Annotated in this window: 15 protein-coding genes and 1 pseudogene; 7 read left to right on the forward strand and 9 right to left on the reverse strand. The window is 66.2% G+C overall.

Features of this window, described 5'->3' with window-relative positions; translation table 11 throughout:
• Positions 1 to 40 precede the first annotated feature (40 nt).
• Positions 41 to 1,072, forward strand: coding sequence for an alpha/beta hydrolase (locus M2163_RS03200; protein WP_280893041.1), 1,032 nt, complete (start codon positions 41 to 43; stop codon positions 1,070 to 1,072).
• Positions 1,073 to 1,134: 62 nt separating this feature from the next.
• Here the strand turns inward: M2163_RS03200 and M2163_RS03205 are convergent, their stop codons facing one another.
• The 5 genes from M2163_RS03205 to M2163_RS03225 all read right to left on the reverse strand — a co-directional run bounded on the left by M2163_RS03205 (position 1,135) and on the right by M2163_RS03225 (position 9,126).
• Positions 1,135 to 2,481, reverse strand: a complete 1,347-nt coding sequence (locus tag M2163_RS03205; RefSeq protein ID WP_280893042.1) for a cytochrome P450 — start codon at positions 2,479 to 2,481, stop codon at positions 1,135 to 1,137.
• Between the two features lie 49 nt (positions 2,482 to 2,530).
• The gene (locus tag M2163_RS03210) at positions 2,531 to 3,865 is read right to left on the reverse strand and encodes a cytochrome P450 (protein ID WP_280854604.1); all 1,335 of its coding nucleotides are present in this window, start codon (positions 3,863 to 3,865) and stop codon (positions 2,531 to 2,533) included.
• A 225-nt stretch (positions 3,866 to 4,090) separates the two neighbouring features.
• Positions 4,091 to 5,140: a hypothetical protein gene (locus M2163_RS03215; RefSeq protein WP_280893043.1), complete on the reverse strand. Its 1,050-nt coding sequence runs from the start codon at positions 5,138 to 5,140 to the stop codon at positions 4,091 to 4,093.
• 1,848 nt (positions 5,141 to 6,988) lie between these two features.
• Complete coding sequence (locus M2163_RS03220; protein WP_280893044.1) at positions 6,989 to 7,906, reverse strand: SDR family oxidoreductase; 918 nt, start codon at positions 7,904 to 7,906, stop codon at positions 6,989 to 6,991.
• A gap of 26 nt (positions 7,907 to 7,932) precedes the next feature.
• Positions 7,933 to 9,126, reverse strand: a complete 1,194-nt coding sequence (locus tag M2163_RS03225) for an LLM class flavin-dependent oxidoreductase (RefSeq protein ID WP_280854600.1) — start codon at positions 9,124 to 9,126, stop codon at positions 7,933 to 7,935.
• Between the two features lie 265 nt (positions 9,127 to 9,391).
• Between M2163_RS03225 and M2163_RS03230 the strand changes: the two genes are divergently transcribed.
• Positions 9,392 to 10,309 (forward strand): TIGR03619 family F420-dependent LLM class oxidoreductase, encoded by a 918-nt coding sequence (locus tag M2163_RS03230; RefSeq protein WP_280893045.1) that lies wholly within the window; start codon positions 9,392 to 9,394, stop codon positions 10,307 to 10,309.
• A 35-nt stretch (positions 10,310 to 10,344) separates the two neighbouring features.
• Positions 10,345 to 11,163, forward strand: coding sequence for an SMP-30/gluconolactonase/LRE family protein (locus M2163_RS03235; protein WP_280893046.1), 819 nt, complete (start codon positions 10,345 to 10,347; stop codon positions 11,161 to 11,163).
• Between the two features lie 52 nt (positions 11,164 to 11,215).
• On the opposite strand, the gene M2163_RS03240 is transcribed toward M2163_RS03235, so the two are convergent.
• The 3 genes from M2163_RS03240 to M2163_RS03250 all read right to left on the reverse strand — a co-directional run bounded on the left by M2163_RS03240 (position 11,216) and on the right by M2163_RS03250 (position 14,705).
• The gene (locus tag M2163_RS03240; RefSeq protein ID WP_280893047.1) at positions 11,216 to 11,431 is read right to left on the reverse strand and encodes a zinc ribbon domain-containing protein; all 216 of its coding nucleotides are present in this window, start codon (positions 11,429 to 11,431) and stop codon (positions 11,216 to 11,218) included.
• A 175-nt stretch (positions 11,432 to 11,606) separates the two neighbouring features.
• Positions 11,607 to 11,840 carry a hypothetical protein gene (locus tag M2163_RS03245; RefSeq protein ID WP_280893048.1) on the reverse strand — a complete coding sequence of 78 codons (234 nt, stop codon included), beginning with the start codon at positions 11,838 to 11,840 and terminating at the stop codon, positions 11,607 to 11,609.
• Positions 11,841 to 12,062: 222 nt separating this feature from the next.
• Positions 12,063 to 14,705, reverse strand: coding sequence for a CoA transferase (locus tag M2163_RS03250; protein ID WP_280893049.1), 2,643 nt, complete (start codon positions 14,703 to 14,705; stop codon positions 12,063 to 12,065).
• 108 nt (positions 14,706 to 14,813) lie between these two features.
• Here M2163_RS03250 and M2163_RS03255 point away from each other — a divergent pair, with 108 nt between their 5' ends.
• From M2163_RS03255 to M2163_RS03270, 4 genes and pseudogenes are all read left to right on the forward strand, one after another.
• Positions 14,814 to 15,482, forward strand: coding sequence for a GntR family transcriptional regulator (locus tag M2163_RS03255; RefSeq protein WP_280893050.1), 669 nt, complete (start codon positions 14,814 to 14,816; stop codon positions 15,480 to 15,482).
• An 8-nt stretch (positions 15,483 to 15,490) separates the two neighbouring features.
• A complete protein-coding gene (locus M2163_RS03260) occupies positions 15,491 to 15,901 on the forward strand; it encodes a Zn-ribbon domain-containing OB-fold protein (RefSeq protein WP_280893051.1) in 411 nt (136 codons plus the stop codon).
• Between the two features lie 80 nt (positions 15,902 to 15,981).
• Positions 15,982 to 17,040: a thiolase family protein gene (locus M2163_RS03265; protein ID WP_280893052.1), complete on the forward strand. Its 1,059-nt coding sequence runs from the start codon at positions 15,982 to 15,984 to the stop codon at positions 17,038 to 17,040.
• 53 nt (positions 17,041 to 17,093) lie between these two features.
• Positions 17,094 to 18,309, forward strand: a pseudogene (locus M2163_RS03270) (amidohydrolase family protein).
• 315 nt (positions 18,310 to 18,624) lie between these two features.
• Here the strand turns inward: M2163_RS03270 and M2163_RS03275 are convergent.
• A complete protein-coding gene (locus M2163_RS03275) occupies positions 18,625 to 19,941 on the reverse strand; it encodes an MFS transporter (RefSeq protein ID WP_280854592.1) in 1,317 nt (438 codons plus the stop codon).
• Between the last annotated feature and the right edge of the window lie 137 nt (positions 19,942 to 20,078).

The following is a 20,078-nucleotide window of genomic DNA, read 5'->3' on the forward strand; positions in this document are numbered from 1 at the left end:
ATATAGACATCCATGGATGCGGACCATAGGGTTCGCATCCATGGAACTGGTGAGGGAACCCCGACTTCGCGAGATCATCGAACAGATCACGCCCCTTCTGGCCGACAGCCAGGCTCCCGCCGTAAGGCAGCCCCCGGCCGACCCTGTCGCACGAGACGCGTGGTTCACCGAGGTCACGCAGGAGCGTGCGAAGCAGCAGGCCCAGATGAGCGGAGGCGGCAGGTCGCTGCCGACCATCGAGGGTGTCGAGGTGAGCGAGATCCGCATCCCCGTCACCGGGGGATGCGGATGGTCCGGCTGCCCCGAATGCACGGCCGGTTCGATCAACGCGATCGTCTACCGGCCCGCCGAAGTGGCCACGGCGCCCGCCTACCTGCACTTCCACGGCGGAGGCTTCTGGATCGGCGGCGGACTCGACGTTCTGCGTGCCAGCGCCACGGTGCACGGCGCGCGCGCCCGTGAACTCGGCGTCGTCGTCATCGACGTCGACTACCGGATGGCACCGGAGCACAAGTTTCCGATCCCTGTCGAAGACTGCTACACAGCACTGACCTGGGTCGCGTCCCATGCCGACCAGCTCGGTGTCGATCCGGTCAGACTCGCGGTGGGCGGTGGCAGCGCAGGCGGCAACCTGACCGCCGCGGTGGCGCTGATGAGCCGTGACCGAGGAGGGCCGGCCCTCTCCGCGCAGGTGCTCAACATCCCGGTCACCGACAGCAGCTGCAACACCGCCTCGATGCACCTCTTCGCCGAGGGATACGTCATGACCCGCCAGAACGCCCTGGAAATGTGGGACATGTACCTGGCCTCACCGGCCGACGCGCATCATCCCTACGCCTCCCCCATGCACGCGCCCAGCCTCCGCGGCCTGCCCCCCACTCTCGTCGTTCTCGGCGATTACGACATCCTGCGCGACGAAGGCAGCGCGTACGCCCGGCGTCTTGTCGACGACGGAGTCACCGTGACGATGCGGCGCCTTCCTCAGACCCACGGTGCCGGGCTGCCCGAGAACGGTCCCGAGACCGAGCGACTGATCAACGAACTCCTCCGCGCGAACCTGCTGAAGAACTAGGTGTGCTGTTCGGGCACGTTGGTGACAGCACGCGGATCCAGCCCGGGCTGATGCCCGGCCCGTCATCGGACGACGGTTCGAGGACGTGTGCGCATGGGCAGTGCACGGTGCTTCAGTGTGAGACTCAGAGCGGGGCGCCTCTCAATACCTGGCGCGTGTTCCAGCTGCCAGCGGGCAGTGATGCTGGCGAGGGCGAGAGTGGCTTCTGCCATCGCAAAGGTGTCGCCGGGGCATTTCCGTGCGCCGGATGCGAACGGGATCATGGCGTGACGGTGCGGCTGAGGGCGCTGAGGGTCCCACCGGTCAGGGTCGAAGTCTTCGGGAGCGTTGTGGAGATCGTGCCGGTGGTGAACGAGATAGGGGCTGTACGCCACGTTGGTTCCAGCCGGGAGGAAGTGCCCGCCCAGATGAGTGTCAGCGGTGACCGTGCGGGTGAAGAACCAAGCCGGTGGACGCAGCCGTAGCGTTTCGGTGATCACACGGTTGGTGAACTCCAGGTGGTGCAGGTCGGCATAAGTGGCGGCGGCACCGTTCAGCACGGTGTCGACCTCGGCGTGCAACTGCCGTTCCACCTGGGGATGCTGGGCCAGGAAGTCCAGCGACCATGCCAGGGCGGATGCGGTGTTCTCGATGCCCGCCAGCAGGATCGCCACGATCGTGTCGATGATTTCCGCATCTGTCATACCCCGCCCATCGGTCTCCACGTCGTGGGCCGCAAGCAGCGCTGAGACCAGGTCTTCATGGTCGGTACCGTCGACTCGGCGCTGGGCGATGATCTGGCCGCAGACCTCGTGGAGATGGTTGCGGGCGCGCGTGTAGGCGCGGTTGCTCGGAAGGGGCAGCCGGTCCAGTGGCGGTACCAGGAACATCCGCCGGTAGAAGCCCGCGAGAAGGGTCATGCTGGCGTCCAGGAGCTTGTCGAGCTCGCCCTGCGACAGTGCGCCGGAGAACAGGGTGGCGATCGCGATCTTGGAAGTGATCGCCATCATCTCGGCCGGAACGTCCAGAACCTGTCCGGATCGCCAGGAAGAGGCTGTCTCGTCGATACAGGCGGTCATGGTCTCGGCGTAACCCGGAAGCCGGGAAGGATGAAACGAGGGTTGCACGAGCCGTCGCAGCCGCCGGTGTTCATCGTGATGGCTGGTACCGATGCCGTTGCCGCTCACTTCCCGTGCCCGGTCGTAGATCGGGCCGCCCTTGTCGAAGGTGCGGTCATCGAGCAAAACCTGATGGGTCAGGCCCGGATCACACAGCACCACCATGGAAAAGGGACCTACACGGATTTTGACCATGTCTCCGTAGGCGGGCAGGGAGTCCAGGAACGCCGTCGGGTTCCGCAGCAGCGGCAGCAGGTGACCGACCAGGGGCAGGGCCTGCGGCGCAGCGGGAATCGAAGACAACTTCTTCATGATCGCTCCAGATGTGTGGCGTGGGGAGGGTCCAGAACCTGCGTACGTGTCAGTCCCTGGCCTGCACGACCATGGGGAGGCGATTGGGTCGCAGCACTGCGGCGGGGACTTCTCTCACTTTGTTGCGGGTGGCGGGGACGAGTCGCCAGCGGGCGGCGATGGTGGCGATGCCTATCGCCAGTTGGGTGAGGGCGAAGTGGTCGCCTGGGCATTTCCGGGGGCCGGCGCTGAAGGGCTGGAATGAGTCACGCCGGGGCGGCGTGATCCACCGGTCCGGGTCGAAGCGCAAGGGATCGGGGTACAGATCAGGGTCGCGGTGCATGGTGGTCGCGCTGAACAAGATCTCTGCTCCCGCGGGCAGGTGCATGTCGCCGAGTGTCACGGGAGTGATCGTGCGGCGCATCTGGATCCAGGAGACGGAGTGGAGGCGGAGTGTTTCCTGGATGAGTCGCTGGGTGTACTGCAGCCGGGGAAGGTCGTCGAAGGTGACGGGGCGTCCGTCGAGGACGGTGTCGAGCTCGTGGTGCAGGCGCGCCTCGACGGCAGGGTTGCGGCCGAGTTCGTACAGGAGCCAGGCGAGGGTGTAGGCGGTGCTGTCCGCGCCGGCGACCAACATGGTGACGACCTCGTCGTGGAGTTGCTGGCGGCTCAGTGGTTGGCCGGTCTCTTCATCGCGCGCCGCGAGGAGGAGGGTGAGCAGGTCGTCCGGTTCCTCGGTGGCCCGGAGGCGCACGTCGAGGATCGAGTCGACGATGGCCTTGAGCCGCTTGCGTGCTGCCTCGAAATTGCGGGTGCCGGGGAGAGGCAGTCGTTCGACGGCGTTCGGCGTCATGGTGCGCACGATGATCTGTGTGAGGAAGACGCCCACGCAGTGGTCGATCTCGGCGATGGTGCCGCTGTCGATGCCGGTGCCGAACAGGGTCCGGACGGTGGTTCCCACGCTCATGATGTGCATGGCCCGGTCGACGGCGATGCGCTGTCCCGGCTGCCAGGAGGCGATGACCGCTTCCGCCTGTTCCCGCATGGCTTCGCTGTAGCCGCGCAGGCGAGGGCGGTGGAAGGCGGGAAGGATCAGGCGACGCTGCCGGTGGTGGAGCGCGCCTTCCGAGGTGGCGAGGCCATCGCCGACGACAGGCCGTGTCTTGTCGTACATGCGGCCCTTGGTGAAGGAGTCCGCATCGGTGACGAGGACGCGGTGCAGCAGCTGCGGTGAGTTGACGACGTAGATCGGCAGCTTTCCTACATGCAGGGCGACGATGTCGCCCTGGCCGCGCAGCCCCTGAAGCACGTTCAGCGGTCCGCGGACGAATTGCAGGGCGTGTCCGACCAGTGGGAGGCGCCCCCGCGCCGACGGAGGAAGATGGGGGACGGTGGTCGTGGTCATCGGGTGTTCTCCTTTTTACGGAGTCCGGAATGAGCAGCGAGGTCGGCTGCTCCGCTCGGAGCGCCACTGAGCGGACAGTCAGGCCGCGAAACCGGACCGCATGGAGGTTGGGTGAGCTGAATGACGTTGGCGGCAGTACCGCGTCACAAGATGCCGGTGACCGGCCTGGACACGGTTACGGTCCATGGGCACCAAGGCGGGACGTCGGGCGGATGGACCGCCACGTCAAATGGCCCTCGCGTCAGGCGCCTTGGAAGTCGCCCTGTAGCGCGCGGACGAGTCGTACCAGTCATACAGACCTGACAAGTAGCTTTCGGCGCCCTGGACCCAGACCTTCATCTGCGCGAGATCAGTTGGCGACAGGCCGATGTTCGCGGCAAGTTGCGGCAACTTGGTCTTCACCGCGTGGTTGAAATACACGACTCGGTCCACGATGAGACGAGTAGTGATCTTGTGCGCCGTAGCGAGGTCGTCACCCGTGAGGTCCCGCAGGACCAGCATGAGGTTGTTGACCTCACCTTCATCGTTGATCTCCATGTCGTAGGAGACGGCCTCGTTTCCCAGCGCCATGACATCGATGAAGGCTTCCAGGAGCGAGTCGACCACCTCCGTGTCCCGAAGGCGTGCAGGAATCTCAGCCCCTGTGGACATCGCGGCGAAGCATGCCCCCGTGCCGCCTGCGAATGTCTGGCGCCGGAGCTTGATGAAATGGATCAGGTCGGGCACCCGGTCGTCGCAGATGTTTTCCAGCTCGAGCGCGGCTCCGATGATGAAATCGTGGATTGCTCGCGTGAATTCCCGCCGCCAATACGAGGACCGACCTGCCGCGAGGCGGGGCCACAGGTCAGCAAGCCCGCGCTCCACCGCGTCGCGCGGTGTGGGTACGGATGTTCCGGGGTCCGTATCGATGAAATCACACAGTCTGCGCGCGTATTCCCATCCGCCTTGCCTGTCGCGCACTTGCTTGTAGGCCAAGGTGAAGTAGTCGTCGTACGCAAAGATCCAGACCAGCGCCTGGTTGATGAGGAGCAGATCGGCCGGCCCCGCGTCCGGAGCGATCTTGGCGGCGAGTTCGGGTACTGCGATCCGTTGGAACCGTTCCGGCTTCCAGATTCCTCCGGGCATCGGGCGATCCGTCATCAGCATCCCCATGGCGCGTGCCCATTTCTCGGACTCCGCGTACGAGTCGTCCAGGTGCGGGTTTACCCGCACCTGGTAGGGCAGGGCCACGCCGGTCGTGTTGATGGCGGTTTCTTTCTCAGTGAGTCCATGCATGGGAACCTCCTGCGAATTGATGGGGGGTTGAGTCGTAAGGGAAGAGAGTTCGCTGCCGTTTTCGCCTGATGGCGCAGTGACGGGACGGATGACATGCGGGATCACGCCGGGACGGCCGGCCCTTACTGCGGACATCCTGAAACTTCGGCGGCCAGGGTCGCGCGATCACTCTCGCCGTCCCGTACTTCATGGCGAAGCGAGTCGGTACACCGAACTGAACCCAGCCGGTCCGTGCGGATGGTCTTGATCACGCCACCGGCGACGACGCTTGAGCACGTCTGGAGAGATGGGCCCGTCTGTGTCATCCGGTACGGAGTTCTATGCCCGGGATAAAGGCAGGCGGGAGTTGTCCGCGGGGAAGCGGCCCAGGGCCTTGACATCGTTGTCCGGGGCGGCCATCTGAATGATCGCTGCGCCACCCAAGGGCTGACCGACAGATGCCGCGGAACCATCGATGGCGAGCAGGCGGGGGGCGATGTCACTGGTGACTCTACGCCCGTGCATCGTGATGGTCATGTGCCATCGCCGCGGCTGGACCGGCGCTCACGCCAGGCAGCGCACAGGCGGCCGACGCGACGCGGGATACGTGTACTCACGAGACACTCCCTAGAGAGAACGTTCAGTCTCGAACCTAAAGCCGCGCCTGCAGCCTGTCAAGACCGAACGTTCTATCTCACTCTCTGGGCGGCATCAGCACAGAGGTTTTCCGGGCCAAGGTCATCCTCCGCCTCCCGAGGAGGCATGATGACCTCGAGAGCATGGTCCCCCGGCGTCGGCAGTGCATGTACGAGGCCCCTCACTGACCGACATGAACGTCGGCCAACTCCCTGCCCCGGAAGGGGCCGTGGAGGCGTCCGCGGTGTACCACGGCACCTGAACGCACAAAAAGGTCAACTACCGGCCGGCTTGGGACCGTACCGGGAAGCTGGCGGGCTTCACCCAGAACGTCAAGAAGAGACTTCGTGCTGCCCAACGGCGTCAAGGGGTGCCATCAGGCGGTCCATCCGCGCCCCCGGCAGCGAAGGCGATGGGACGTGGGAGAGGACACCGGCCCGGGGTGACCCGCGTCGACAACGCCGTCACGACCCATGTGCCGCTGTTCTCCGACGGCGGTGGCAACGTGGGCTCCTCCGACTACGCCAAGGCAAAGAGCTCGCTCCACGCCGACGGCAAGAAGATCTTCGCCGGGAACGACCAGCTGAGAGGTGACTCGTACACGGTCCCCGCGGGCAGGCGCTACTACAAGCTCGCCGTCGACATCTCCCCAGTCTCGGCCCACCCCCCCCGTCAGCACGCGCGTGACCGCCGTCTGGACGTTCGCCTCGGCGCAGTCTCCGGGGGTGATACCCCCAAGCGGCCCGGTGACGGTCGTCCGCTTCACACCCACCCTGCCGACGGGCAGCACGGCCAAGGTCGGCACCACACTCACCGTGCCCTTCAGCCTCCAGGGCGCGGCGCCCAAGGCCGACTCGCTGCGCAAGCTGGCCTTCGCCGTCTCCTATGACAACGGCAGGACGTGGCACCGGACCACCGCGGTGCAGGGCAAGCAGCAGCTCAAGCTGCGCAGCCCTGCGACACCGAGCCCGGTGTCACTCCGCGCCACCCTCACCGACGCCAAGGCCAACACACTGACCCAGACCATCCACTCCGCCTACCGACCACCAAGTAGAGGCAGACATCCTGCGACGGGGACCCGCGCAGGTGAGGCGATGCGTTTGCCTCATGCCGGGTCCCCATGCCTCGCTCGCCCCGTCGATCGTCTGATCGGCGGGGCGAAGTCGCTCGTACAGCGTGCTGGGACTCGGACACCGCCCCTCTGCGGCGATCACCCCCACACGCACCTACTCGTCAGAGAGAGGACCCCCCGTCGGTGCCGATGACCTCACCGACGATGGCGCTCGCCGCGTCCGAGGCGAGGAACGCGACCACGTTGGCCGTCTCCTCATGGAGGAGATAGCGGCCCAGCTGGTTGCGGAGCAGGGAGTAGAACCACATGTCGTTGAACGCCGGGATCTTCTCCTTCGTGCGCACCATCGACGCCGGGTTCACCCCCGCCACGCGGATGCCGTGGTGGATGACCTCGGCCGCGAGAAACTTGGTGAACGAGGCGAGCCAGCTCTTGCCCGTGCCGTAGAGCAGGTTCTTCGGGGCACTCGGCATGTTCGCGGAGGCGCTGCCGATATTGATGATGTGGCCGCGACCTTGCGGAATCATGTAGTCGAGCACAGCCCTGCTCGCGTACATCGGTCCGGCCATCGTGCCCCGGATGGACCGGTCGAGATCCTGTCGCGTGGCCGTGCTGAAGTCCACCACGGCGACGTCGACTGCGCTGTTGACCAGGATGTCGATCCCGCCCAGCAGCTCATGGCATTCCGCCATCCACCGCTGGACGTCATCCCAGTCCGTCGCGTCGCCGTGGACGCCGAAAGCCCGGGTCCCCCACTTCTCGGCCACCCGCGAAGCCACGCCGTGCGGGTCCGGACCGGAGTACTGCGGCATGCTTCCGGTCGCATCCGTGGTCTCGACCTTGATGTCGACCAGAGCGACGTCAGCACCGAGGCCGGCGAACCGATTGGCGCAGGCCTGCCCGAGCCCCGCGCCACCACCGCCGGTGATGACCACCCTCCGGCCACGCAGGTCGAGCAGGTCCGTCAGGCGCTTCTCGATCGAGTCGAACGGCATCCGCTGCTCGTCCCACAGGACGTCGAGACTGTCACCCGCCTCGACAGCGCGGGAGTAGAGCGTCCTGAAGTAGTCGCTTCCCATGTTCTCGCCCTCTCTGCGGTATCGGGCTACAGGCCCAGACGGGTCGGCTCTTCACCGTTGTTGAAGGCCACATGGCTGGCGCCGTCGGCCGCGCCGCGCATCTCGTCCGCGAGGGGTGCCTCCAGCTCGTGCAACCGCGGGAGCACCTCTTGAGCGAAGAGCCGCATGGATCGCTCGGCCTGCTCGGCCGGCATGGCCCCGAACCGCACGTTGAGGACAAACTCTTCCGCGCTGGTCTTGCGCTGGATCTCCTTGAGCTTCTCGAAGACCTGGTCCGGGGTGCCCCATGCCTGCGGACGCGCGCTCTTCTCCGCCAAGGTCTCCTGGTCGGTGATCGCGTTGCTGAGCTTGGCGTACTGCTCGTACCCCTTGGTATTGCGGAATCGCTCGGGGTCGTCGAACTGGTAGTGGCGCCTGCTGCTCTCACCCGCTTCGAGGGAGTGGACCTTCATGGCCTGCCAGGCCTCCTCCTCCGTCTCGGCGCAGGTCATCCGCACCACGACGGTGGGCTGAGTCGGCGTGAGTCCGTTGCCCGCCCGGATACTGTTGAACGCCGCTACGTCCGACGCGTAGTCGTCCCAGCTCTTCTGGTTCGTCATCAGCATGCCCAGTCCGGCGTTGGCGGCGATGGGGAGCGTCTCCGGACTCGTCCACGCGATCCTCATACGGTCCATGAGCCGCTGCGGGTTGCGGTAGGAAGGACGGATCGTGGTCTCAGGGATGCTGAAGTGCTCGCCCTCGTGCGAGAACCACTCCTGTGACATCGCCTTGCGGAGGATCTCCAGGGTCTCGTTGAACCGGCTGCGTGCCTCGGCCATGGGCACACGGAACGCGTCGAACTCCCGAACCGCCGCGCCCCGCCCCATGCCCAGGGTGAGCTGACGACCCTGCAGCAGGTTGTCCAGCGCGCTGATCTGGTCTGCGACGACGATCGGGTCGTACCAGGGCAGCACGACGATCATCGTGCCGAAGTCGATGTTGCTGGTCCGGCCGGCCATGAACGTCAGGTGCTGCAGCGCCCCACCGGTCATGACGTACGGCGTGAAGTGGTGGTCGATCGCCCAGTACGAGTCGAAGCCCAGCGGCTCGACGAGCTCGGCCAGCGCGATCTCCTCGTCGTAGATCTGCTGGTCGGTCACCTTCGGCGGGCCGGGCGCCTTGGCCAGGAAACGGTCCCAGTCGAGGTAGTTCTGAAAGTTGAAGTGGACTCCGACCTTCATGGTCTCTCCTCCAGCATCGTCTAGGCCCCCGTGCCACGAGTTGTGAGCCCGGCGGACGCTCGGCGCCTTGAGTCAAACAGCAGCCCGGTCGCGGCTCCATGACTTCGTTCCGGCTCGCAGAACCTGTCGTAACCCGGCGATCGGTGTTCTGTTCTGCGGTACATGACCCTGGTCCGCACCTGCATGCACGACCGAGACTCGTCCAGCAGGTGCGAGCGCATCGCGCCCATCTCCTGCACTCATCACGAAGGGCAGATGCTCCAAGATGAAGATCGGCGCTCAGCTCGCTGTCACGACCCATACGATCGACGCCGTCACCCTGGCACAGGAGCTGGAAGCCCGGGGATTCGAGTCGTACTGGGCCCCCGAACACACCGTGGTACCCAAACACCCGGGCATCGCCTTCCCGATGACCGGAGGCGAGATCCCTGATGTCTACCACCAGATGGCCGACCCGTTCGTCGTGTTGAGCATGATGGCCGCCGTCACCAGCAGGCTCCGGGTTGCCACCGGAGTCTGCCTGGTGCCAGAGCATCCGCCGCTCACACTCGCGAAGGCTGTCTCGACCCTGGATGCCTTCAGCGAGGGCCGCTTCATGTTCGGCCTCGGCACCGGCTGGCTCCGCGAGGTCACCGAACTCCACAACCCGGCCGCGGCAGCCAAGCCTTGGGGCTACACCATCCAGGCAGTCGCGGCGATGAAAACACTGTGGGCCAACGAGTCGGCAGGATACGACGGTGACCTGGTCGCCTTCCCGGAAATGGTCTGCGATCCACGGCCCCGGCAACGCCCGCATCCCCCTGTGATCGTGGGCGCGCAGCCCACGCCGGTCGCCGCGAAGCGCATCGCCACCTGGGCGGATGGATGGCTCGCCACCGGAGTGACACCGGCACAGGTTGCCGAGTTCCGAGTTGCCATCGACAGCGAGTGCGCACGGATCGGACGGGACCCGAGCGAGGTGTCCATCACTGTCGGCGTCCGCGACCCCAGCGAGGACATCCGCGAGGCGTACGCCGCGGCCGGCGCCGAACGCCTGATGGTCCTTCTGTACAACCACCCGGGCACCCGCATCCCGTTGGAGGACTGGGCGGCGGTCGGCGTCGCGACCCTGTCGGCCCCGCCGCCGACCCCGGACCAGACCCTGCGCGCGCTCGACGCGGTGACAGTCATGGCGGGCCTGTGAGCCGACAACGGGCACCTCAGACGCTGCTCGACGGCTTGACGTTCGCCGAGAGCCCACGGTGGCGAGACGGCCGGCTCTGGTTCTCGGACATCTTCGCCAACCGCGTGATGACGGTCGACGAGTCGGGCCGAGCAGAGGTGGTGGTGGAATTCACCGACGGTAAGCGGCCCAGCGGCCTCGGCTTCCTGCCGGACGGCAGCCTGCTCATCGTCAACCTCACCGAACCGTGCATCCTGCGGCGGGAGAGCACGGGAGAGATCGTCGTCCACGCCGACCTCTCCGACCTCGCCATAGGCGGACTCAACGACATGGTCGTCGACGACCAAGGCCGCGCCTACGTCGGTTCGATGGGCACCCACTCGAACGCTGAGAAGCGTCCCCTCGACGCGGACGGCGTCGTGATCCTCGTCGAGGCGGACGGCAGCGCCAGGGTGGTCGCCGAGCGGCTCGATGCGCCCAACGGGCCGGCCTTCCTCGATGGTGGGAACACCTATGTCGTTGCCGAGTTCCCGGCCCAGCGGTTGACGGCGTACGACCGTGGGGCGGACGGCTCACTCTCCGCGCGCCGTACCTGGGCCGATCTGGCGCCGGGCAGCGCCGACGGGATCGCGGTCGACCCGGCAGGAGGGATGTGGTGCGCGTCGCCGTGGACGTTCGACGTTCGGCGGGTACTCGAAGGCGGCGCTGTCGCCGACGTCGTCAGCTTCGGCGACCGGATGCCCCTGGCTTGCGCTGTGGGCGGCCACGACGGTCGGACGCTCTTCGTCCTCAGTTGCGTCGGCGGCGCCGAAGCCATCGCCGCCCGAACCTGCACCTCGGTCATTGAGACAATCCGACTCACCTCGTCAACTTGACCCGGCCCTGAAGGACCAGGTGTGGAGGTAGCACCCAGCTGGCTGCTGGGTGCTATTTCCGTCCAGACATGCCTATCCGCCCCGCGCTCCACACGTTCGCGCCACGGGTGGCGAGAGTGTGGGAAGCATTCCGGTCGGCGTGGGCAACGCCCCCGCATCCCCGCCAGATGAAAAGTCCCTGGTCGACACGGCCGCGTTGGTCGACGCGGCCGCACTCGGCGCATGTCTTGGAACGTGTACGCGGGATCGACGCAGCCCAGGGGCACAAGGATCGTCGGGTGACGCTGATCGGGTTACGCGCGAGCAGTGCGAGACGCTGCTGGACCGGGTCGGGCTTCCGCGTCGACCGCGTGCTCCCCCGTTACCGTCTTCGTTGGCTCCGCAATGGAGCCTTCTACGAACCCCAACCGGCTGCGTCCAGGTGAGAAGTGCAGAGCGCTCGATCAGTCCTCCGGCCGCAGCCGCTGACGAGCGGCCTCCAGCCGCTGGTCATAGTCAGGCGCGAACAGCTCAGGAAGCGTCTTGTCGAGCGTTCCGGCGATTCGATGGATCGGTGCCCAGACCGCCGGATCGTCGACAACTCGGCTGAGGTCCGTCATCTGGAGCTTCTCCAGCCAGTGCGACAGCACAAGTGCCTCGTCGCTCGTGAGCTTGATCGTCACCTGGCTGTCACCCATGCACACCCCTATGGCTCGGTCCGCCCTCGACCACACGAACCTACTGGCCTTCGACCTTGACCAAACACATAGGAGCACCCCCCCCCCGATGGTCTCGTCGAGCACCAGCATCATCGAGGCCACAACCGTCGAACCCACCCGCAGTGGATGAGGAAGCGGCGTCGCCGTCCGGAGGCCCGGGGCGGTGCCACCACCACGCCGGGCCTCACGTGCCTGAGCCGGTCAGAGCGCTCCGTCGGCCCGCAGCCTGGCGATCCGCTCGGGGTCCAGCCCGGCGAGTTCCTCGAGCACTTGGTCGGTGTCCTCACCGTAGCTCGGCCCCGATCGGTCGTACCTGCCGCCGATGTAGGTGGGGGTCTCGGAGAACCAGGTCGGATGTCCCTTGACCGGCCAGCGGCCGAGTTCGCTCTGCTCCAGCTCTACGAGCCAGCCGAGTGCGTCCAGTTGCGGGTCCGCCTCGTAGCGGTCTTGCGCGGTCTGGCACACGCCGGCGGGCACTCCTCTGGCTTGTAGTTCGTGCATGAGCTCGAAGCCGTCCCGGTTTCGTGTCGCCTCGGCCACGAGGCGGTCGAGCGCCTCGGCGTGCTCGATCCGGTCCGCCAGTCTGGTGAAGCGGTGGTCGTCACGCAGTTCCTCAAGACCGAGGACGTCGGTCACGCCGTACCAGTGGGCATCGGTGAATGCCGCCAGTGCCAGCCAACGGTCGTCGCCCCGTGTGGGGAACGCTCCGTGCGGAGCTGCCTTCTTGTACGGCGAGGCGTTGCCGTAGCGCGCCCAGTCACGGCCATTGGCGGTCTTGTCGAGGATGGCCGTTCCGGTGAGGTACAGGCCCGTCTCGCCCTGGGAAGCGTCGATGTGGCACCCCCGTCCCGTGACGTCTCGGCGGTAGAGCGCGGCGAGTATGGCCGTCGACATGTTGTACGCGCCGAACCAGTCCAGGTAGGAGTAGCCGATCCCGGCCGGCGGGAAGGGGGCGGGCAGTCCCGACATGTCGCTGATCCCGGAGATGGCCTGGGCGCTCGGCCCGAACGTACGCACCTTGCCGTAGCTGCCCCGTTCGCCCAGGCCGCTCTGCTGCACATAGATGATGCGGGGGTTGAGTTCGCGCAGGCGGTCGTAACCCAGTCCCATCCGGGTCATCGTGCCGGGCGAGAACCCCTCCAGGACCATGTCGGCGTCCCGTATCAGGTCTTCGAGGATCTTCCGTGCCTCGGGATGCTTCAGGTTGAGGGAGAGCGAGCGCTTGCCGGCGTTGATCTCCATGAAGGAGCCACTGCGGTTCGGACTGCCGTCGTCCCCGGTGTAGGCGGGGGTGGGCAGGGCGGTCACCGCGGCCTCCCGTTCGGCGCGACCCCCCGGTGGGCAGGCGCCGAGTGGACTGAACCTCATTCGGTCCGGCCGGCTGATGTGCTCGACCTTGATGACATCGGCACCCGCAGCGGCGAGGAAACGACCTGCGCCCGCGCTCGCCAGCATCCAGCTCATGTCGACGACCCGCACGCCGGACAGGGCGAACGGCTTGCCGTGCGGGCTGTTGACGATCGTCTCGTTGCGCGGCGAGGTAAAAGCAGGTCGCTGTTCCGGCCGGCTGCCTTTCCACTCGGCCTCTATCTCCTCGGTGTGTTCACCGACCAGCGGCGGCCGAGGTCCCCGGGGCCATTCGAACTCCTCCGTGACCCACTTCCCGCCCGTGTAGAGGAAGGTGCGGTCGAGTTCGGGGTGATAGACGTCGAAGAAGGCGCCCCTCTGCAACCAGTGCTCGTCCGTCGCGTTTTCCTCGGGACGCCGTACTGGTGTCCACGGAAGATTCAACGCCTGTGCGTCACGCCACACGTCTCGCTCGAACAGGGTCTGCCCGAGAAGGAGGTTGACCTGATGCGCCAGCCGGTCCCGCGCCTCCTCGCTGTTCCGGTAGTCCGTGGCGTACTTGGGGTCGCCCAGGTTGGCCTCAAAGCCGTACTTGCGCAGGAGCTCTACGGTGGCGTCCCATTCGTCGCCCTGGGAGCGGACGTAGGTCCGGTACGGCAGGACGTAGCGGCCGTCCTTGGTCTGAGCGATCGACGGGCTGCGAGCCGAGGTGGTCGAGTGCCTGCATGTGACGCGGCGGTGGACCTGCTTGAGATAGATCCAGTCCGGTAGGTCTGTCTCGGTGTTCTGGCTGACTGCCTGGTGCACGCTGGTCGACAGCGCTTGTCCTCGTCCGGTGTGCAGCCGGTAGGTCAAAGCCGCCAGGATCGACATCGCCGCCATCTCGCCGGCGATGTAGTACGCCTGCCACATCTGGGGAGCGATGGGTGGGGTGTCGTACCCATGGGTGGGGTCAGGGTCGTAGCCGCAGTTCATCATCACCCCGCCCAGGGCGAGATGGACCAGGTCGCTGCCGGCGTAGTCCCGCCAGGGGCCGATGTCGCCGAACGGAGAGATCCTCGCGTGGATCAGGCCCGGCCGGGTCTGACGCAGCACGTCGTATCCAAGGCCACGTTCGGCCAGGTGGTCCCGCGGCATACTGTCGAGGATCACGTCCGCCTGGGTGGCCAGGTCACGGAATCGCTCCTGATCGGTTTCCGAGTCGAGGTCGAGGACGATCGAGCGCTTCCCCAGGTTGTGGTGCCAGAAGTACAGGCTCCGATCGGGGTGCGGCTCGTCATCGAGGAAGGGGCCGTACGTCCTGGTCTGCGCTCCGCCCGGCGGCTCGACCCGCACCACATCCGCGCCGAGGCCGGCCAGGACCTTCCCGCAGTACTCGCCGAGTTCGTCGCCGACCTCGAGAACACGCAGCCGACCCAGGAACGCGAAGTGCTCTTGGGGCTCGTCGTCCGGCAGGTCGCCGGGCCAGGTGATCCCCTCGTGCAGGGCGTAGCTCATGACAGCCTCCTCGTTTCGAGATACGATATCCCATACAGCACATGTCAATCCCGATCTCGACCGAGTCGACCCGCAGACGAGGGAGCGAGGCGAAAGGGTGATCCCTGCATGATCGAGAGGCCCGACAACCTCACCGACCTCGTGTTCGCGGCGATTCGCGACCGCATCGTCAGCGCATCGCTGCCACCCGGCAGTTCGGTCAGCGAGGCGACACTCGCCAAGGAGCTGACGGTGAGCAAGACACCCGTCCGTGAAGCGCTGCTGCGGATGCGCCGCATCGGGCTCGTGGAGCCGACATCGCGAGGACTGCGTGTCACGCTCGCCTCGGCCCGGTCGGTGCGGGAAGCGTTCGAGTACCGCGCTGTTCTGGAGGCGGACGCTGCGGTCTACGCTTCCCACCACGCCACGATCGAGCAGCTCGAGGCCATAGCAAACTGGGCGGCGAGGACCGTGGACTGCGCCCGCAGCGGTGATTCGGCCGGCTTCCGGCAGGCCGATCAGGAGTTCCACCTCGCGGTGGCGAACGCCTCGGGAAACGAGTACATGCGAGCCGCCATCGAGGACGCCTTCGTCCTCACGGTCGCGCTGCGTCAACGTGACGTCAGCCTGGTCCGCGACCTGGTCCCGGACGCGCTCGAGCACCTGGAGATCGCGCACGCCCTGCGCGGGCGCGACTCCGCCGCGGCGAGCGCCCTTCTTTCAGGCCACGCACTGCGCATCATGGACCAGTTGCTCGACGCAATGACGCAGCACGACGTCGCTGTGACAGCGGGGTGAACCCCGTCATGCGCCCTCTGCCTCGGCCGACCGCCCTGTCACGCCCGTTCTGGGACGGCTGCCTCCGCGGGAAACTCCTCGTACAGCGCTGTTCCGGCTGTGCCCGCTGCTTCTTCATCCCCAGCGCTTTCTGCCCCCACTGCCTGCACACCGCCTACGAGTGGACCGAATCCGCCGGTCGCGGCCACGTCGTCACCTGCACGGTGGTCTGGCGGCCGCCGACCCCGGCCTTCGAACCGCCCTACGTCGTAGCCGTGGTCCGACTGGAGGAGGGATACGAAATGTTCACGAACATCGTCGGCGCCGAGCCGGACGCGGACCTGATCGGGGCCGCGGTCCGGGTCCGGTTCCATCAGGAGTCCGAGGACATCGCTCTGCCGTTCTTCGAGCTTGCAGCGGCGACCCGGCAGCGCCCGTGAGAAGCCGACGCCAGGCAGTCATCGTAGGTGCCTTCAACACGCGACAGGCTCGCAAGCTCGACGGGGAGACGTCCGACACCGTGACCGCAGCTGCGATCCGGGGCGCACTGAGCGACGCCGGGCTCACGGCCAAAGACGTCACCGGCGTCAACATCCTGCCGGGACTGGACTATCAGAATGGCTCGCGCAAGTTCGGCTATGCGATGGGCATCCCCTACTTCTGGGCCGGACGCGCCATGCCGGGCGCTGCATCGGTTCTCGAAGCAGCCACCGCGATCGAGGCCGGCGTCACCGATGTCGTCGTGCTGGCCGCCGGCGAGGCCGGGATCCACCAGGACTCCGCGAGCACGGCTCCCTGGACCCGTCCGTCCAACGAATTCATTGAATGCTGGGGGCTGATGACCCCCGCCGAGTTCGCCCTGTCGGCCAAGGAGTACATGCACAGGTTCTCGGTCGACCCGGCGAAGGTTGCGCATGTCGCAGCGGTGATCCGCAACAACGGCTCGCGCAACCCGGAGGCCGTCTACTACGGTCGCGGCCCGTTCACGGCAGCGGACATCCTTGCTTCACGGATGGTCGCGGACCCCTACCACCTGCTCGAATGCGCCACGACTGCGGAAGGAGGCAGCGCTCTCGTCCTCACCACAGCCGAGCGCGCTCAGGACCTCCCGGGCGTCGCCGTCTCCGTGCTCGGTGGCGGTTCCGAGAGCTGGGGGCCGAGCTACACGCACCCGCCGACGTATGACCGGGTCGGGATGCTGGGCCGGGGCGCCGCCGACCGTGCCTTCGCGCACACCGGGCTTGCCCGTGAGGATGTCGACGTCTTCGAGCTCTACGACAACTTCAGCTGGGAGATCATCAGGTACTTCGAGGCGTTCGGATACTGCGGTGTCGGCGAAGGACCGGACTTCGTCGCCGAGGGCGCGATTGAGGTGTCCGGACGTTATCCGGTGGTGACGGACGGCGGCACGATGTCGCATTCGCACACTGGGGAGTCGCAGCGGATCCAGCGGGTCGTCCAAGCGGTGCGCCAGCTTCGCGGCACCTCTGCGGCCAACCAGCTGCCCGACCCGGAGATCGCGCTCGTGGCCGCGCTCGGTGACGTGGTGCTCCTCGGGCGGACTCTCGCCAGGATTTGATATCTGAGATATTGTGTGCGGAAGTCAATTGAGACGAGGGAGGGACCGCCGGGATGACGACCACCGAGCTACCGATGATCATCAGCGTCGACGACCACATCATCGAGCCCCCGACGCTGTTCCAGAGGTGGCTGCCGGCGAAATACCAGGACCGGGCACCTCGGGTAGAGCGTCGGCTGATCAGCAAGGAATCGAAGCTCTTCAACGGCCTGGTCGAGGATCCTGAAGGGGACCCCGGGGACGTCTGGCTGTTCGGCGACTCCGCCTATGTGCTGCGACGGCCCATCCTCATCCTCGACGGCGTCGAAACCACGGCCGACATGCGCGGTAACGAGCCGGCGACGTACGACCAGATGCACCCCGCGTGCTACGACCCCCAGGCCAGGCTCGCGGTGATGACCTCCCAGCACGTCGAGGCCTCACTCGCTTTCCCGACCTTCCCGCGGTTCTGCGGTCAGGCATTCAGCGAACAGACCAGCAAGGATCGGGACTTCGGGATCGCATGCATCGAGGCTTACAACAACTTCATCGTCGAGGAGTGGTGCGGCGACTCGGGCGGCCGCCACATCCCGCTGCCGGTCGTGCCCCTGTGGGGACCCGGCACTCGCCGCGGCCGAGGTGCGCCGCAACGCGGCGCGAGGGGCGCGTGCGGTCACGTTCAGCGAGATCGTCGGGCATCTCGGCTTCCCGACCATTCACGACGGCAACTGGGATCCATTCTTCGCAGCCTGCGAGGAGACCGGCACGGTCATCTGCATGCACATCGGCTCGTCGTCGAAGATGATGCCGATGCCGCCAGGCGCACCCGACGTCGTCACGACGACACTTCAGTTCGCCAACTCGTACTCCTCGATGGCGGACTTCATCTTCTCCGGTGTACTCGATCGATTCCCGGGCCTCAAGCTCGCCTACTCCGAGGGCCAAGCAGGCTGGCTGCCCTACGCGATGGAGCGGATGGACCATGCCTACACCCATCACACCTGGGGGCACGGCGAGGTCAAGATGCAGGAACTGCCCTCCACCTACATCCGGCGCAACATGTACGGCTGCATCTTCGCCGACCGGCACGCCATCGAGCAGGCCCACCAGATCGGCATCGACAACCTGATGTTCGAGGTCGATTTCCCGCACGCTGACGGCCCCTATCCGCACACCCTGAACCACCTCGCCGGGCAGTTCTCCGGCATCGACGCCGAGACGACGTACAAAATCGTCCGCGGCAACGCGATCAAGCTGTTCCAGCTCGACCTGGACCGCCAGCCCGCCTGACGGCCACAGCAGTCACCAGCTTCGCCCGCGCCCCGGCACTCCCCCCGGGACCGCGGGCGAAGCTGCGTGGATGGCTGCGTACGGCCGGCCGCAATGCCGTTGCCCATGGCCGGAACGTCCAGGTACGGCCGGCAGGTGCGGGCTGGGATTCGAGCCGCTGCCGGTGCTTTTCACGACGATCGCGAAGCCGAGGACACCGAGACCTCCTGCGGGCCGGATCCGTCTCGTCCGATCGCCCCGTCCGTCAGTGCACGCAAGCCATCCGGCGGCCCTCATGTCGAGGGCCGCCGGATGGTGAGCAGGCGATCGGGGACGTCAGGCAAACTCCGTGAGCGACTTTCCTGCCGTTTCCTTGTTCACGTAGGCGGCGATCGCCGTCCCTACCGCAGACAGGGCAACGAAGAATGCCGGCAGGAGAACGTTGCCCGTCGAAACGTAGAGAGCACTGAGAATGAGAGGTGCCGCGCCTCCGAGCACCGCGGTCGTCACGTTGTACCCCAAAGAGTACGCGGTTGTACGCATGTGCGACGGGAAAAGCTCAAGCATCATCGGGTGGATGACCGAGTAATTTCCTGCGAAAGCGATACCGATCACGCCACCGGCAAGGCCGGCAAGGGGCAGTTCGCCGATTCCGAGCACAAGATAGATCGGCACGGACAATACGATGATGGCGCCGCAGGAGGTGAGTATCACCGGGCGGCGCCCGACGCGATCTGAAATGCGCGCGAAGAACGGAATCGCGATTGTCGCGCACGCCAGGGCGCAGGCGCTGACGACAAGGCCACTGGGGCGCGTGTAATCGAGCTGGCTGCTGAGATAGGTCGGCATGAAGACAAAGAGCACAAAGAATCCCGCGCTGTTCAGCATGGGCAGGGAGAACGCCAGCGCCAGCTGCCGACGATTGTCACGGGTGAACACGTCACGCAGCGGGTTGCGAACGATCTTTCCTTCCTCTTGGATCGCGAGGAAGGCGGGAGTGTCTTCGAGCCTCCGGCGAATGTAGAAACCGACGACCCCCATCGGCGCCGCAATGAGGAACGGAATGCGCCAGCCCCAGCTCTCCATGGCTGCCGACGAAAGTGTCGATGTCAGAAGGAAGGCCGATCCGTTGCCGACAAGGTTGGCAAGAGTGCTGCCCGCCTGGGGGAACGACATGAGGAAGGCCCGTCGGTTCGGCGGGGCGTGCTCGCCCACGAACGACATGGCGGCCGACACTTCGCCTCCCACGGAGATGCCCTGGATCATGCGCATGGCGAGCAGAAGCAGTACGGAGCCGACGCCCCACGACGAGTAGCCCGGCAGCAGGCCGATCACTGTCGTGGCTCCCGCCATCAAGGTCAGCGCGAGCACCATGGCCGGGCGCCGACCGACACGGTCGGACATCATGCCGAGCAGCACGCCGCCGACCGGGCGGAAGACGAATGACACGGCGAAGAGACCGAACGTGAAGATCAGCGCGACCGACTCCGCGCCTTCCGGGAAGAAGACGATGGCGATGATTCCGGCGAGAAAGCCATAGACCGAGTTGTCGTAGTTCTCGACGAAGAACCCGATCGCGCCCGCGGTGGTGACCTTGCGGGTCTCGGAACGTGGTGCGGTGCGCAGCAGTTCGGGGGATTCAGCAGATTTCACTACCGGATCCTTTCGGTGAGTGCGTCCGGCGCGCCTATGCGCGAGGATCCACGGTCAAAGAATAGTATAGCCGTCTCTATTTACCTATACCTTATGCAAGATCACTCGATTATTACTCGCCGTACTGGCTCTACTGG

It is taken from the genome of Streptomyces sp. SAI-135 (genome assembly GCF_029893805.1).
GTDB lineage: Bacteria > Actinomycetota > Actinomycetes > Streptomycetales > Streptomycetaceae > Streptomyces.